This window comes from Streptomyces sp. NPDC059743 (assembly GCF_042732975.1).
Classification (GTDB): domain Bacteria; phylum Actinomycetota; class Actinomycetes; order Streptomycetales; family Streptomycetaceae; genus Streptomyces.
In genome coordinates, this window is sequence record NZ_JBHWGS010000019.1 from 112868 (window position 1) to 126854 (window position 13987).

General features: G+C 69.1%; 15 protein-coding genes, 1 tRNA gene and 1 riboswitch. Of the genes, 13 read left to right on the forward strand and 3 right to left on the reverse strand.

Going from position 1 to position 13987, the window contains the following annotated elements:
- Nucleotides 1-338: 338 nt before the first annotated feature.
- From ACFV6H_RS30155 to ACFV6H_RS30195, 9 genes are all read left to right on the forward strand, one after another.
- Complete coding sequence (locus ACFV6H_RS30155; protein WP_384986482.1) at nucleotides 339-1805, forward strand: amino acid permease; 1467 nt, start codon at nucleotides 339-341, stop codon at nucleotides 1803-1805.
- Between the two features lie 157 nt (nucleotides 1806-1962).
- Nucleotides 1963-2376 (forward strand): Mov34/MPN/PAD-1 family protein, encoded by a 414-nt coding sequence (locus ACFV6H_RS30160; protein WP_384778417.1) that lies wholly within the window; start codon nucleotides 1963-1965, stop codon nucleotides 2374-2376.
- A gap of 1 nt (nucleotide 2377) precedes the next feature.
- A riboswitch (cobalamin riboswitch) is annotated at nucleotides 2378-2498 on the forward strand.
- A gap of 39 nt (nucleotides 2499-2537) precedes the next feature.
- Nucleotides 2538-3560, forward strand: coding sequence for an ABC transporter substrate-binding protein (locus ACFV6H_RS30165; RefSeq protein ID WP_385548444.1), 1023 nt, complete (start codon nucleotides 2538-2540; stop codon nucleotides 3558-3560).
- Nucleotides 3561-3568: 8 nt separating this feature from the next.
- On the forward strand, nucleotides 3569-4615 hold the full coding sequence (locus ACFV6H_RS30170; RefSeq protein ID WP_385548447.1) for a FecCD family ABC transporter permease: 1047 nt from the start codon (nucleotides 3569-3571) through the stop codon (nucleotides 4613-4615).
- A complete protein-coding gene (locus ACFV6H_RS30175; protein ID WP_385548450.1) occupies nucleotides 4612-5460 on the forward strand; it encodes an ABC transporter ATP-binding protein in 849 nt (282 codons plus the stop codon). Before ACFV6H_RS30170 ends, ACFV6H_RS30175 begins: the two co-directional genes overlap by 4 nt.
- Nucleotides 5461-5529: 69 nt before the next feature.
- Nucleotides 5530-5646, forward strand: coding sequence for a putative leader peptide (locus tag ACFV6H_RS30180; RefSeq protein WP_363085678.1), 117 nt, complete (start codon nucleotides 5530-5532; stop codon nucleotides 5644-5646).
- 118 nt (nucleotides 5647-5764) lie between these two features.
- Nucleotides 5765-6067 (forward strand): MoaD/ThiS family protein, encoded by a 303-nt coding sequence (locus ACFV6H_RS30185; protein ID WP_385548455.1) that lies wholly within the window; start codon nucleotides 5765-5767, stop codon nucleotides 6065-6067.
- On the forward strand, nucleotides 6067-7017 hold the full coding sequence (locus ACFV6H_RS30190; RefSeq protein WP_384986478.1) for a PLP-dependent cysteine synthase family protein: 951 nt from the start codon (nucleotides 6067-6069) through the stop codon (nucleotides 7015-7017). Before ACFV6H_RS30185 ends, ACFV6H_RS30190 begins: the two co-directional genes overlap by 1 nt.
- A 394-nt stretch (nucleotides 7018-7411) precedes the next feature.
- On the forward strand, nucleotides 7412-8164 hold the full coding sequence (locus tag ACFV6H_RS30195; protein WP_384986477.1) for an MBL fold metallo-hydrolase: 753 nt from the start codon (nucleotides 7412-7414) through the stop codon (nucleotides 8162-8164).
- 89 nt (nucleotides 8165-8253) lie between these two features.
- On the opposite strand, the gene ACFV6H_RS30200 is transcribed toward ACFV6H_RS30195, so the two are convergent.
- Both ACFV6H_RS30200 and ACFV6H_RS30205 read right to left on the reverse strand, forming a co-directional pair.
- Nucleotides 8254-9531: a PTS transporter subunit EIIC gene (locus ACFV6H_RS30200; protein ID WP_385548459.1), complete on the reverse strand. Its 1278-nt coding sequence runs from the start codon at nucleotides 9529-9531 to the stop codon at nucleotides 8254-8256.
- Nucleotides 9532-9720: 189 nt separating this feature from the next.
- Entirely contained in the window at nucleotides 9721-10995 is a 1275-nt protein-coding gene (locus ACFV6H_RS30205; protein WP_385548463.1) for a PTS transporter subunit EIIC, read from the reverse strand.
- Between the two features lie 209 nt (nucleotides 10996-11204).
- Between ACFV6H_RS30205 and ACFV6H_RS30210 the strand changes: the two genes are divergently transcribed.
- From ACFV6H_RS30210 to rdgB, 4 genes are all read left to right on the forward strand, one after another.
- Complete coding sequence (locus ACFV6H_RS30210; protein ID WP_046508435.1) at nucleotides 11205-11438, forward strand: glucose PTS transporter subunit EIIB; 234 nt, start codon at nucleotides 11205-11207, stop codon at nucleotides 11436-11438.
- A gap of 457 nt (nucleotides 11439-11895) precedes the next feature.
- Nucleotides 11896-12627, forward strand: a complete 732-nt coding sequence (gene rph / locus ACFV6H_RS30215; RefSeq protein WP_384986474.1) for a ribonuclease PH — start codon at nucleotides 11896-11898, stop codon at nucleotides 12625-12627.
- 163 nt (nucleotides 12628-12790) lie between these two features.
- Entirely contained in the window at nucleotides 12791-13183 is a 393-nt protein-coding gene (locus ACFV6H_RS30220) for a hypothetical protein (protein ID WP_385548467.1), read from the forward strand.
- A gap of 33 nt (nucleotides 13184-13216) precedes the next feature.
- Nucleotides 13217-13819 (forward strand): RdgB/HAM1 family non-canonical purine NTP pyrophosphatase, encoded by a 603-nt coding sequence (rdgB, locus tag ACFV6H_RS30225; protein ID WP_385548470.1) that lies wholly within the window; start codon nucleotides 13217-13219, stop codon nucleotides 13817-13819.
- A gap of 50 nt (nucleotides 13820-13869) precedes the next feature.
- On the opposite strand, the gene ACFV6H_RS30230 is transcribed toward rdgB, so the two are convergent.
- Nucleotides 13870-13951, reverse strand: a tRNA-Leu gene (locus tag ACFV6H_RS30230).
- Nucleotides 13952-13987 lie beyond the last annotated feature (36 nt).

Here is a 13987-nt window from a genome sequence, read left to right on the forward strand (position 1 = left end):
GCGGCGCCGGGATGTCATACGGCGGTCCCCGTCCGGCCCTCTTCCGTACGCTCAACTGACGCTCAATTCGGCATAACGATCACGTCACCGCTCCGGCGACCTTTGCGGTTCGCGGCCTGATTCCTCCACTTCTTCCTGTGGGCTGTGCCACAGAACCGTCCGCCGGTGACCCCTGTCGCCGTGATAAATCTTCACGGCCCCCCGGGGACTCCACCCCTGTCCCCGGGGGTGCCTTCGCCGGCCGACCGCCGGCGGCACTCCATCCGTATCCGGGGGGATCACGAACCGGTCCGCGGCCGACGTCCGGCGCTGATCGGTATGGAGAAAGGGCGCACGACATGACCTCTGCCCAGGTCGACAAGGAATACGGCGGTGACCACGCCACGGCAGGACCCACCGGAGACGGCCCGGCCGAAGAGGGCTACGAACGGGGACTCGGCAGCCGCCAGGTCCAGATGATCGCCATCGGCGGCGCGATCGGTGTCGGACTCTTCATGGGCGCCGGAGCCAATATCGCCAAGGCGGGCCCCAGCATCATCCTCATGTACGCCCTCGCCGGCGTCGTGATCTTCTTCATCATGCGGGCGCTCGGCGAACTGCTGCTCTACCGGCCGGTCTCGGGCTCCTTCGCGGAGTACGCCCGTGAGTTCCTCGGCCCGTTCTTCGGCTTCGCCACCGGCTGGACGTACTGGCTGATGTGGGTCGTCACCGGGATGGCGGAGCTGACCGCCGCCGCGATCTACATCCACTTCTGGTTCCCGCAGATCCCTCAGTGGGTCAGCGCGCTGGTCTTCCTGGTGGTCCTCTTCGGCGTCAATCTGATCTCGGTGAAGATCTTCGGCGAGGTCGAGTTCTGGTTCTCGATGATCAAGGTCACCGCGATCATCGGCATGATCGTCATCGGTCTGGGCGTCCTCACCATCGGCTTCTCGGACGCCGGTGAGACCGCCGCCGCCTCCAACCTCTGGGCACATGACGGGATCTTCCCGAACGGCATCGGCTCCAGCCTGATGACTCTTCAGGGCGTGATGTTCGCCTATCTCGCCGTCGAGCTGGTCGGTGTGACCGCGGGCGAGTCCGAGAATCCCGAGAAGACGCTGCCCAAGGCCATCAACACACTGCCCTGGCGCATCATCGTCTTCTATGTCGGCGCGCTCTCCGTCATCCTCGCCGTCGTCAAGTGGACCGAGTTCTCCGCGGGCAACAGCCCGTTCGTGCACGCCTTCGAGAAGATGGGCATCCCGCTCGCGGCCGGCATCGTCAACTTCGTCGTACTGACCGCCGCGCTCTCCTCCTGCAACTCCGGGATGTACTCCACCGGCCGGATGCTGCGCGACCTCGCCGCCAACAGCGAGGCGCCCACGGTCTTCGGCAGGCTCAACTCCCGTAAGACGCCGGCCCTCGGCATCACCGTCTCCGCCGTGCTGATGGGCATCGGTGTGGTCCTCAACTATGTCGTCCCGGAGAAGGCCTTCGGCTATGTGACCTCCGTGGCCACCGCGGCCGGCATCTGGACCTGGATGATGATTCTGGCCAGCCATATCCGCTACCGCCGCGGTGTGGAGGCGGGCCGGCTGCCGGCCTCGTCCTTCCCGGCGCCGGGCGGCGCGCTCTTCAGCTGGGTCGCGGTGGCCTTCCTGGCGCTCGTCACCTGTCTGATCGCGTACGACAAGGACGCGCGGGTCTGTCTGTATGTGGCGGCGGTCTGGGCGGTGGGCCTGGCGGCCGGCTGGCAGTTCCTGAAGCGGCGCGACCCGGCGATCGCGGAGCGCGCCCAGCGGGAGTACGCCTCGGCGGCGGACTGACCGTACAAGCCTGACCGTACGGTTCGGCTCGTGCGCGTACGGGCCCGTATACCGCGGCCGTACGTCTGTCGGCCCTCGGATTCACTGATCCGAGGGCCTTCGTGGCCCGTCGGCACCGGCCCGTCTCCGGTCCGGCGCGGCCGTTTATATTCTCCTCATGCTCACCATCACCCAGGCCCTGCACGACCAGATCGTCGCGCACGCGCGAGCCGACCATCCCGACGAGGCCTGCGGAGTGGTCGCGGGCCCGGCGGGCAGCGGACGGGCCGAGCGGTTCATTCCCATGCTCAACGCAGCACGCTCGCCCACCTTCTACGAGTTCGACTCGGCGGATCTGCTCAAGCTCTACCGCGAGATGGACGACCGCGACGAGGAGCCGGTGATCATCTACCACTCGCACACCGCGACCGAGGCCTATCCGTCCCGTACGGACATCACCTACGCCAATGAGCCCGGCGCCCACTATGTGCTGGTCTCGACGGCGGACACGGACGACACGGGCCCGTTCCAGTTCCGCTCGTACCGGATCGTCGACGGCGAGGTCACCGAGGAGCCCGTCGAGATCGTCTGAGAGACTCACGGCTGAACCAGGGCGGCAGGACCCAGGAAGCCGGTGCGAAACCGGCGCGGTCCCGCCACTGTGACCAAGCTCCGCTTGGCAGCCAGGAACTGACCTGCCGCCCTTCTCCCACCAGCCAGGGGACGCGGAAATCCCCCGGAGGAGGCCCAGCCGTGTCTGTTCCGTCCCGGCGCCGCCGTGCGCTCACGCCCGCCGTCATATCCGCCGCCGCGATCGCCGTACTGCTCCCGCTCGCCGCCTGTGGCACCACCACGGACGCCGCCGAGCCGGCGGACGGCGGGCCCGCCGCGAAGGCCGCGCCCGGCTTTCCGTACACCGTCACCAACTGCGGTGTGACGACCACCTACCAGGCGCCGCCGAAGCGTGTGGTCACCATGAACCAGCACGTCACCGAGGTCATGCTCGCGCTCGGCCTGGAGAAGTCCCTGGTCGGCACCGCCTATCTGGACGACCGGATCCTGCCCGCCTACGAGAAGGCGTACAAGAGCGTCCCGGTCCTCGCCGAGGAGTATCCGTCCAAGGAGAGACTGCTCGCGGCGAATCCCGACTTCGTCTACGGCGGATACGCCAGCGCCTTCGACGCCAAGGACGGCCGCAGCCGCGACGATCTCAAGGCGGCCGGTATCAACACCCGGCTCAATCTGGAGAACTGCGCGGACGGCACGACCTCGATGGACGACGTCTACCGGGAGGTCGAGGAGACCGGCCGCACCTTCGGCGTCCAGGACCGCGCCGAGCAGTGGATCGCGGACGCACGCACCACCGTCGCGTCCACCGCCGACGAGCTGAAGGGCGTCGCACCGCTCTCCGTCTTCGTCTACGACAGCGGCGACAAGACCGCTTTCACCGCGGGCGGCAAGGGCATCGGCAATGAGCTGATCGAGCTGGCCGGCGGGCGCAATGTCTTCGCCGACCTCGACAAGTCCTTCGGCGACGCCACCTGGGAACAGGTCGTCGCGCGCGAGCCCGAGGTCATCGTCATCTACGACTACGGCGCCACCACCGTCGCACAGAAGAAGAAGCGCCTGCTGGAGGACCCGGTCCTCAAGGACATACCGGCCATCAGGAACCAGCGGTTCGCCGTCATGCCGCTCTCGGACGTGGTCCTCGGCGTACGGGCACCGGCCGCCGTCGAACGCCTCGCGGCCCAGCTCCATCCCGAGTCCGTGAAGTAAGCGCCGCCATGACACGCGCCACCGCGCCCGCCCGTGCCCACGGGCGGCTCCGCCGCACCCTGGTGCTCGGCTCCCTGGCCGCCGCGCTCGCCGTCGCCGTCGTCGCGGGCCTCGCACTCGGCTCCGTACGGATCCCGCCCGGTCAGGTGATCACGATCCTGACCGGCCGCGCGGAGCCCGGCCCGTTCCGCACCATCGTGCTCGACGTACGGCTGCCGAGAGTGCTGCTCGGTGTGATCGTCGGCGCCGGGCTCGCCGTCGTCGGCGCCGTCCTCCAGGCGCTCGTACGCAACCGGCTCGCCGATCCGTTTCTGCTCGGCATCTCCTCCGGCGCCTCCACCGGCGCCGTGCTGGTGCTGGTCCTCGGCATCGGCGGCGGAGTGACCACCACCGTCGCGATGCCGGCCGCCGCCTTCGCCGGCGCGCTCCTCGCGCTGGCGCTGGTGTACGGGCTGGCCCGGCGCGGCTCCACGATGACCGGCGGCGGGCTCGTGCTCGCGGGCGTCGCCGTCTCGTACATCCTCTCCGCGCTCACCACCCTCATCCTGGTCGTCTCCGCCAGGCCCGAGCACTTCCAGGAGGCGCTGTACTGGTCGCTGGGCGGCCTCGGCAGCGCCCGCTGGGCCACGCTCGTACCGCCCGCCGTCGCGCTCACCGCCGGGACCGCCCTGCTCATGGCGCTGGCCAGACCGCTCGATCTGCTGCTGGCGGGCGAGGAGGGCGCGACCGTGCTCGGTCTCGACACCTCGCGCTTCCGCGCCGCGGTCTTCGTCCTCGCCTCCCTGGTCACGGCCGTGATGGTGGCCGCGAGCGGCGCGGTCGGCTTCATCGGGCTGCTGGCGCCGCACGCCGCCCGGATGGCCGTCGGCGCCGGTCACCGGGCGCTGCTGCCCGTCGCGGCGCTGGGCGGAGCGGTCGTCCTGGTCGTCGCCGATCTCGCGGCCCGTACCGTCGCCGCGCCGCAGGACATCCCGGTCGGTGTGCTCACCGCGCTCACCGGCGGGCCGCTGTTCCTGTGGCTGATGCGCCGCCGCCCGGAAGGAGCGCCCGTATGAGCGCCTCCACTGGTGCCCCCGCAGGCGCCTTCGCAGGTGCCGCGAGCGCCTCGGAGCGGACGTCCGTACCCGCCGCCGAGCTGCGCGTCGAAGGGCTGTCGTACGAGACCGGCGGACGGCTGCTCGTCGACCGCGCCGAGCTCACCGCCGCGCCGGGCGAGACCGTCGGACTCGTCGGCCCCAACGGCAGCGGCAAGACCACCCTGCTCCGCTGTGTGTACGGCACGCTCCGGCCCACGGCCGGACACGCCCTCCTCGACGGCGACGATCTGCACACCATGACCGCCAAGGCGCGGGCCCGCCGCGTCGCCGCCGTGCCGCAGGACGGCCGGCTCGACTTCGAGCTGACCGTCCGTGAAGTCGTCGCCATGGGCCGCTCGCCGCACAAACGCTTCTGGGAGGCCGACACCGCCGCCGACACCGCGCTCACCGACACGGCCCTCGGCCAGGTCGGGATCGCCGCCCTCGCGGACCGGGCCTTTCCCTCGCTCTCCGGCGGCGAACGGCAGCGCGCGCTCATCGCCCGCGCGCTCCTCCAGCGCCCGGCCCTGCTCGTACTCGACGAACCGACCAACCATCTCGACATCCGCCACCAGCTCGATGTCCTCACGCTGATCAGAGCCTCGGGCACGACCAATCTGCTCGCCCTGCACGATCTGAACCTCGCCGCGTACTACTGCGACCGTATCCATGTGCTCCAGCACGGCCGGATCGTCGCCTCCGGAACACCGCGCTCCGTACTGACTCCCGAGCTGCTCGCGACGGTCTACGGAGTGACCGCCGAGGTCACCACCCATCCGGTCACCGGCGCTCCGACCATCGTCTATCTCCCGCCGTCCGCCTGACGAACGCCGAACGTCCGCCATACGAGAACGCATACCGGGACGCGGACCGGGAATCGATACGATGAACCCATGGTTTTCACCGACGTGAGCGACAAGACGCCGAGCACCCCGCTGCTCGTGGCGCGGCTGCACGTCGACCTGTGCCGCCTCGCCAGTGCCATCTGTCCCGACAGCGCCGCCGGCTGAGCGACCAGCCACAGCCCCCGGGCGCTCCTCACCGTACCCGCCGTCCTCCGCACAACCCCCTCGCGCGGGGGCCCGAGCCGCGCGCCCGTCACGCCATCTCCCGACAGGAGCCCATGCCATGGCCATCGAGGTCCGCATCCCGACCATCCTCCGCACTTACACCGACGGCGCGAAGGCCGTCGAGGGCAGCGGCGACACGCTCTCCGAGCTGTTCGCCGACCTCGAGACCCGGCACGCCGGAATCCGGGAGCGGCTCATCGACCCGGCCGCGAACAACCAGCTCCGCCGGTTCGTGAACGTCTACCTCAACGACGAGGACGTCCGTTTCCTCGACGGCGTCTCCACCAAGCTCGCCGACGGCGACAGCGTCACCATCCTGCCCGCGGTGGCCGGCGGCGCGCTCGAAGCGATCCCGGTCTGATGCGGTACGACTCCCCGCTGGCGGCGGTCGGCAACACTCCTCTGGTACGGCTCCCGAGGCTGTCCCCGTCGGACGACGTGCGGATCTGGGCCAAGCTGGAGGACCGCAATCCGACCGGCTCCGTCAAGGACCGGCCCGCCCTCCATATGGTCGAGCAGGCCGAGAAGGACGGACGGCTCACTCCGGGCTGCACCATCCTGGAGCCCACCAGCGGCAACACCGGTATCTCGCTCGCCATGGCGGCCAAGCTCAAGGGCTACCGCATCGTCTGCGTCATGCCGGAGAACACCTCCCAGGAGCGCCGCGACCTGCTGACGATGTGGGGCGCGGAAATCGTCCCGTCGCCGGCGGCGGGCGGCTCCAACACGGCGGTACGGGTCGCCAAGGAGCTGGCGGCCGAGAATCCCTCGTGGGTGATGCTCTACCAGTACGGCAATCCCGACAACGCGGGCGCGCACTACGCCACCACGGGCCCCGAGATCCTCGCGGACCTGCCGTCCGTCACCCACTTCGTGGCCGGGCTCGGTACGACGGGCACGCTGATGGGTGTCGGCCGCTTCCTGCGCGAACAGAAGCCCGACATCAAGATCGTCGCCGCCGAGCCGCGCTACGACGATCTCGTCTACGGGCTGCGCAACCTCGACGAGGGCTTCGTGCCCGAGCTGTACGACGCGTCCGTACTGACCACCCGTTTCTCCGTCGGCTCGGCCGACGCGGTCACCCGTACCCGTGAACTGCTCCAGCAGGAGGGCATCTTCGCGGGCGTCTCGACCGGCGCCGCGCTGCACGCGGCGATCGGCGTCGGACGCAAGGCGGTCAAGGCGGGCGAGAGCGCCGACATCGTCTTCGTCGTCGCGGACGGCGGCTGGAAGTACCTCTCGACGGGCGTCTACACGGCGGCCACCACCGAAGAGGCGATCGAGACACTGCACGGCCAGCTCTGGGCGTAACGCCGGGCCCGGCTTCCGGTGTGACGTACGGCCTTCCGGCGTGACGTACGGCTGGACACGGCCGTAATGCCGGGCCGGGCACGGCCCTGACGCCGGGCCGCAGCCGGGCACCAGCCGTCCGACGCCACTCTCGATTTCCGGAGCCCGCAACCGGCCTCCGCCCGATCCGGGCCGGAGGCCGGACGTGTGTCCGGACGCGTGTACGGGCCCGTCCCGACGCCGCCGTCCTCCCACCGTCACCCGGCCATCACCGTCCATCCGAACCGGTGACAGCGCAGGTGAGTTCTCCCACAACGGACCGCTGTGGAGGAGCGACCAGCCGTTTCGCGCTTTACGCTCGACAAACCGCACAACCCCCGTCGCCCCCCTTCCACGCCACGGAGGTTCACGCTCCATGAAGCTCACCGTCGTCGGCTGTTCGGGCTCGTTCCCCTCCGCGGGATCCGCCTGCTCCAGCTACCTCCTAGAGGCCGACGGCTTCCGGCTGCTCCTCGACATGGGTAATGGCGCCCTTGGCGAGCTGCAGCGCCATGTTGGTCTCTACGACCTCGACGCCATCTTCCTCAGCCATCTCCACGCGGACCACTGCATCGACATGTGCGGCTACTTCGTCGCCCGCTACTACCGGTTCGACGGCGGACGCTGCGACGCCATCCCGGTCTACGGGCCCGAGGGCACCGAGCAGCGCCTCACCACGGCCTACGCGGACACTCCGACGGACAAGTCCATGAGCGAGGTCTTCGACTTCCACACGCTCAAGCCGGGCTCCTTCGACATCGGTCCCTTCTCGGTCCGTACGGAGAAGGTCGCGCATCCCATAGAGACCTTCGCCATCCGTATCGAGCACAGCGGCCGGTCTCTCACCTACTCCGGTGACACCGGCGTCTGCGAGCCGCTGGTCGAGCTGGCCGAGGACACGGACCTCTTCCTCTGCGAGGCGGCCTTCACCTACGGCAAGGAGGACATCCCGGGCCTCCATCTCAACGGCCGCGAGGCAGGCGCCCACGCCGCCCGCGCCCGGGTGCGCAGGCTCGTCCTCACGCACATCCCGCCCTGGACGGACGGCGAACAGAATCTGGCCGATGCCCGCGAGGTGTACGCGGGCCGCGCGGAACTGGCCGTTCCCGGCGCGGTGTACGACATCTGACTGGCCGGCAGTTCCTGTCCGACAGCGCGGCGGCCCCGCCGTTCCTGAGAACGGCGGGGCGTACGGGACGGATGAGAGGCCTGCTCGGCCTACTTGGCCTCGGCCTTCCGGAGCTCGGCGAGTTCCTCGTCGGACTCACGGCCCGGCGTCGGGATGTTGAACTTGACGATGGCGAAGCGGAACAACGCGTAGTAGACAGCCGCGAAGCACAGGCCGACCAGCACCAGCCCCCACGGATTTGTCGCGATACCGAGGTTGAGGCCGAAGTCGACCGCGCCCGCCGAGAAGCCGAATCCGTCCTTCATCCCGAGCGCCCACGTCAGGGCCATGGAGACACCGGTCAGCACCGCGTGGATCGCGTACAGCGCCGGCGCGATGAACATGAAGGTGAACTCGATCGGCTCCGTCACACCGGTGACGAACGCGGTGAGCGCCAGCGAGAGCATCATGCCGCCGACGGCCTTGCGGCGCTCGGGCCGGGCGCAGTGCGTGATCGCGAGACAGGCCGCGGGCAAGGCGAACATCATGATCGGGAAGAAGCCGGTCATGAACTGCCCGGCCGTCGGGTCGCCCGCCAGGAAGCGCTGGATGTCGCCGCTCTTGCCCTCGTACGTACCGGCCTGGAACCACGGGAACGAGTTCAGCAGATGGTGCATACCGACCGGGATCAGCGCGCGGTTGGCGATCCCGAAGATGCCCGCGCCGACGGCGCCCGAGCCGACCAGCCACTCGCCGAGGTTGTGCAGACCCGTACCGAGGACCGGCCAGATATAGCCGAAGGCGATACCGATGATCAGACCGGCGAAGGCGGAGAGGATCGGTACCAGCCGACGGCCGCCGAAGAAGCCCGCCCAGTCCGGCAGCTTCGTCCGGTGGAACCGCTGGTACAGCAGGGCGACGACGATGCCCATGACGACACCGCCGAGGACCTTCGCGTCGACGGGCGCGTCCACCATGACGACCTTGCCGTTCACGGCGGTCGCCACTTGGGGCAGATTGGAGTCGGTGAAGGTGCCCAGGACGTTCTTGAAGACCAGATAGCCGGTGACGGCGGCCAGCGCGGTCGAGCCGTCCGACTTCTTGGCGAAGCCGATCGCGATGCCGACGGCGAACAGCAGCGGCATGTTGTCCAGGATCGCGTTGCCGCCGGCCGCCATAAAGCCCGCGATCTTGGTGATGAACGCCGGGAACGACTCACGGCCGAGCATGTCGGTGTTGCCGAGGCGCACCAGCAGGGCGCCGGCCGGCAGTACGGCCACGGGCAGCATCAGAGAGCGGCCGATGCGCTGCATCACCGCCATCGCCCGGCTGCTCTTCCGCGCCGCGGGATCCTGCTGCGCCGCGGAGGCGACGTCGGCCGTACTCATCAAGCTCCTCCAACCAATGCCCGGACGCGGCGCGCGCGGCCACGTGGTCTACACCACTCAGTGGTGTAGACCTTTTGTAACACGGTGTGGGTTGCACAAGGAACCTGCGAAAACTGTGGCCTGGGCCATAGCGGCCAGCCATGGCCGCCCGCTATGGCCGCCCGCTATGGCCCAGGCCATGGCCGGACCTCACGGCTTGGTGTTCTGCTGCTCGATCTCGCGCTCCAACTCCTCGGGCTCCCGCCCGGGCGTCGGAATGTCGAACAGCGTGATCGCGGCGCGGAAGACCACGTAGTACACCACCGCGAAGCAGAGCCCGATCGGAATGATCAGCCAGGGCTTGGTGTCGAGATGCCAGTTCACGACATAGTCGATCAGACCGGCCGAGAAGCTGAAACCCGCGTGCACGCCCAGCCCCCAGGTGATCGCCATCGACGCGCCCGTCAGCAGCGCGTGCGCTCCGTACAGCAGCGGCGCCGCGAACATGAAGGAGAACTCCAGAGGCTCGGTCACTCCCGTGACGAACGAGGTCAGCGCGACGGAGAACATCAGCCCGCCGACGCGCTTGCGGTGCTCGGGGCGCGCGCAGTGCGCGATGGCGAGCGCGGCGGCCGGCAGCCCGAACATCATGACCGGGAAGAATCCCGACATGAACTGGCCCGCCGTCGGATCCCCGGCGAAGAACCGCGTCAGATCGCCCATGACGACGGTGCCGTCCGGCTCGGTGTACGTACCGGCCTGGAACCAGAAGAAAGTGTTCAGGAACTGATGCAGGCCGATCGGAATGAGCAGCCGGTTGGCGAGCCCGAAGATGCCCGCTCCCCATGCGCCCAGATCGATGAGCCGCTTGGCGAACGCGGTCAGCCCGTCCCCGACCGGCTCCCACAGCAGCCCGAAGACCACGCCGAGCAGTGTGCAGAGAAAGGCCATCAGGATCGGCACCAGACGGCGGCCGTTGAAGAAACCAAGCCAGTCGACCAGTCTCGTACGGTGGAAGCGCTGCCAGACGACCGCCGTGAGCAGCCCGATCAGGATGCCGCCGAGCACACCCGGATTCTGCGGGACACCGTCGGGCCGGTCCTTGGTCACCGAACCGCCGACCGGGAAGGCGGCCAGGACACCGTGGTAGACGAGAAAGCCGACGACGGCGGCGAGCGCGGTCGAACCGTCCGCCTTCTTGGCGAAGCCGATCGCGACGCCGATGCAGAAGAGCAGCGGCAGCCCGAACGCCCCGTCCAGAACGGCGCCGCCGCCCAGGCTGAGCACCTTCGCGGTCTTGTCCCAGAACGGTCCGTGCAGATAGGCGGAGAACAGATTCCCGAGGCTGACCAGCAGTCCCGCGGCCGGCAGCGTGGCCACCGGGAGCTGAAGGCTCCGCCCGATCTTCTGAAGCCCCTGGAACAGCCCGTTCCACCACTTCCTCGCCGGTGGCGGCTCGGGCGCTGCAGTGCTGTCGCCGCTCATCGGGTCCTTCCGTCTGGTGGCGGTGGCGGTGCCCGACTGGTGTAGACCAGTTGCGGTAGGCTCGCGGGGCCGGCCGGTCGCGGGCGAGGTGCCGGTGATCGTCATCATTGGGTACGACGTGAAGGTGCGCCCGCGAAGATGGTCCAACTGTGCGTTACCGTGACGAAGCGGTACGAAAGTGACAGTGAGCGACAGTCAGGGAGAACACCATGGCCACCAAGGCTGAGAAGATCGTCGCCGGGCTCGGCGGGCTCGACAACATCGAAGAGGTCGAAGGCTGCATCACCCGCCTCCGCACCGAGGTCGTCAACCCGGACCTCGTCGACGAAACCGCTCTCAAGGCCGCCGGGGCGCATGGCGTCGTCAAGATGGGCACCGCGATCCAGGTCGTCATCGGCACGGACGCGGACCCCATCGCCGCAGACATCGAAGACATGATGTAAGAGGTTTTTTGAGGGCTCGGTTCGCCTCCGGGGCGCTTTCTGTCGATGCCGACGGTCGACCGTGCTCGATTCGCTCGTTCCTCGCGAACCTCCGCGCGCTCTCCCTTTCGGCACCGACGCGCCCCTTCGGCTCACTCGCCGGCGGTCGTGCTGGACCGGCACGTCTCCGTAACCCAGGCTGCTGTGGTGGGCCCATGCGGGTTCCGGTCACTTCGGCCGCCTGGGTTGCGGACCTGTTCTGGCTGTTGTCGGCCGCTGGCGAGTGAGCCGAAGGGCGCGCCGCTGTCGAAAGGGAGAGCGCGCGGAGGGTCCCGAGGTACGAGGGACCCGAGCACGGTCGACCGTCGACAGTGGCATAAAGCGCCCGGAGGCGAACCGAGCCTCAAAAAAGAGGGGCCCGGAGGCGAACCGAGCCCTCAAAAGACAGCAGGAAAGCCCTTGCCTATAGGCTCGCTGCATGTCACGAATCGACGGCCGCACCCCCGAACAGCTCCGTCCCGTCACCATCGAACGCGGATGGAGCAAGCACGCCGAGGGCTCCGTCCTCATCTCCTTCGGTGACACCCGGGTCTTCTGCACCGCCTCCGTCACCGAAGGCGTCCCGCGCTGGCGCAAGGGCAGCGGCGAAGGCTGGGTCACCGCCGAGTACTCGATGCTGCCCCGCTCCACCAACACCCGCGGCGACCGCGAATCCGTACGCGGCAAGATCGGCGGCCGTACCCACGAGATCAGCCGGCTCATCGGCCGTTCCCTGCGCGCAGTGATCGACTACAAGGCGCTCGGCGAGAACACCATCGTTCTCGACTGCGACGTCCTCCAGGCCGACGGCGGCACCCGCACCGCGGCGATCACAGGCGCGTACGTCGCGCTCGCCGACGCCGTCGCCTGGGCCCAGGGCAAGAAGATCATCAAGACCGGCCGGCGCCCGCTCACCGGCACCGTGGCCGCCGTCAGCGTGGGCATCGTCGACGGCGCGCCTCTCCTCGACCTCTGCTACGAGGAGGACGTCCGCGCCGAGACCGACATGAACGTCGTCTGCACCGGCGACGGCCGCTTCGTAGAGGTCCAGGGCACCGCCGAGGCCGAGCCCTTCGACCGCAAGGAGCTCAACGCCCTCCTCGACCTCGCCACCATGGGCTGCACCGACCTCGCGGCACTCCAGCGCGCGGCCCTGGAACAGACGCTGTAACCAGCACCCGAAAGGGCGGCGGGCCGACACCGGCAGGGCAAGCCCGGAAGGTCAACTCCACTGAGGGGAAAGGCAACCGGGAGGACCCGCGCGGCGTCTCCCACCGCACGGGCGCACGGACAGAACCGTGCGCCCGTCCGCACCCTGGGGAGGAACCCGCGCCATGTCCGCGCCCATACGCCGACGCCGCATCACTCTGATTTTTGCCGCCGCAGCCCTGGCCCTGCCGCTCACCGCCGGCTGCGGAGCCCTCGACAAGGCGATGGACTGCGTGGCTGCCGCCGACGCCATCACCACCAGCGTCAGCAACCTGGAACAGGCCGTCTCCAGCATCGGGGACAACCCGCTCAAGGCGGACGAGGCCCTCGACGACATCGACGCCGAACTCGACAGCCTCAAGGACAAGACCGACAACGCCGACCTCAGCAAGGCCGTCGACAACCTCGGCAAGGGAGTCGACAGCGTCCGTACAGCCATCGAGAACGGCGATGAGACACCCGACCTCGCACCCATCTCCGACGCGGCGGCAGAGATCGGCAACATCTGCACCCCCTGACGGGCACACCGGGCGGCACCGGATACTGAGGGCATGACCCGCCTCATCCTCGCCACCCGGAACACCGGGAAACTCACCGAACTCCGGGCCATCCTCGCCGACGCGGGTCTGCCTCATGACCTCGTCGGCGCGGACGCGTACCCCGACATCCCCGACGTCAAGGAGACCGGCGTCACCTTCGCCGAGAACGCGCTCCTCAAGGCCCACGCCCTCGCCGACGCCACCGGCCTCCCCGCCGTCGCCGACGACTCCGGCCTCTGCGTCGATGTCCTCGGCGGCGCGCCCGGCATCTTCTCCGCCCGCTGGGCAGGCACCCACGGCGACGACACGGCGAACCTGAACCTGCTCCTCGCCCAGCTCGCCGACATCCCGGCCCCTCACCGCACGGCCCACTTCGCCTGCGCGGCAGCCCTGGCGCTCCCGGACGGCACTCACCGAGTAGCCGAGGGCCGCCTCCTGGGCACCCTCCGCACCACCCCCACAGGCACAGGCGGCTTCGGCTACGACCCGATCCTCCAGCCGGAGGGCGACACCCGCACCTGCGCGGAACTGACCGCGACAGAGAAGAACGCCATCAGCCACCGAGGCAAAGCCTTCCGAGCCCTGGTCCCAGCGGTGCGGGAGCTGCTGGGCTGAGCCGATACGCAGAAGGGCCGCCCACGGATCGTGGGCGGCCCTTCGTCATGTGCGGCCGGTGGGACTCGAACCCACATGGGCGAACCCAGAGACGCCTAAAGCCTCCGCTTATTCCAGTTCAGCAACGGCCGCCAGCCACTGGCCATCATAGCGGGCCGGTGGCTGGGT

What these genes read in the sequence shown, in the direction of transcription:
- rph (WP_384986474.1), top strand. Translation starts at nt 11,896, where the DNA reads ATGTCACGAATCGACGGCCGCACCCCCGAACAGCTCCGTCCCGTCACC.
- ACFV6H_RS30190 (WP_384986478.1), top strand. Translation starts at nt 6,067, where the DNA reads ATGCGGTACGACTCCCCGCTGGCGGCGGTCGGCAACACTCCTCTGGTA.
- ACFV6H_RS30155 (WP_384986482.1), top strand. Translation starts at nt 339, where the DNA reads ATGACCTCTGCCCAGGTCGACAAGGAATACGGCGGTGACCACGCCACG.
- ACFV6H_RS30195 (WP_384986477.1), top strand. Translation starts at nt 7,412, where the DNA reads ATGAAGCTCACCGTCGTCGGCTGTTCGGGCTCGTTCCCCTCCGCGGGA.
- ACFV6H_RS30210 (WP_046508435.1), top strand. Translation starts at nt 11,205, where the DNA reads ATGGCCACCAAGGCTGAGAAGATCGTCGCCGGGCTCGGCGGGCTCGAC.
- ACFV6H_RS30175 (WP_385548450.1), top strand. Translation starts at nt 4,612, where the DNA reads ATGAGCGCCTCCACTGGTGCCCCCGCAGGCGCCTTCGCAGGTGCCGCG.
- ACFV6H_RS30170 (WP_385548447.1), top strand. Translation starts at nt 3,569, where the DNA reads ATGACACGCGCCACCGCGCCCGCCCGTGCCCACGGGCGGCTCCGCCGC.
- ACFV6H_RS30180 (WP_363085678.1), top strand. Translation starts at nt 5,530, where the DNA reads ATGGTTTTCACCGACGTGAGCGACAAGACGCCGAGCACCCCGCTGCTC.
- rdgB (WP_385548470.1), top strand. Translation starts at nt 13,217, where the DNA reads ATGACCCGCCTCATCCTCGCCACCCGGAACACCGGGAAACTCACCGAA.
- ACFV6H_RS30200 (WP_385548459.1), bottom strand. Translation starts at nt 9,531, where the DNA reads ATGAGTACGGCCGACGTCGCCTCCGCGGCGCAGCAGGATCCCGCGGCG.
- ACFV6H_RS30160 (WP_384778417.1), top strand. Translation starts at nt 1,963, where the DNA reads ATGCTCACCATCACCCAGGCCCTGCACGACCAGATCGTCGCGCACGCG.
- ACFV6H_RS30185 (WP_385548455.1), top strand. Translation starts at nt 5,765, where the DNA reads ATGGCCATCGAGGTCCGCATCCCGACCATCCTCCGCACTTACACCGAC.
- ACFV6H_RS30205 (WP_385548463.1), bottom strand. Translation starts at nt 10,995, where the DNA reads ATGAGCGGCGACAGCACTGCAGCGCCCGAGCCGCCACCGGCGAGGAAG.
- ACFV6H_RS30220 (WP_385548467.1), top strand. Translation starts at nt 12,791, where the DNA reads ATGTCCGCGCCCATACGCCGACGCCGCATCACTCTGATTTTTGCCGCC.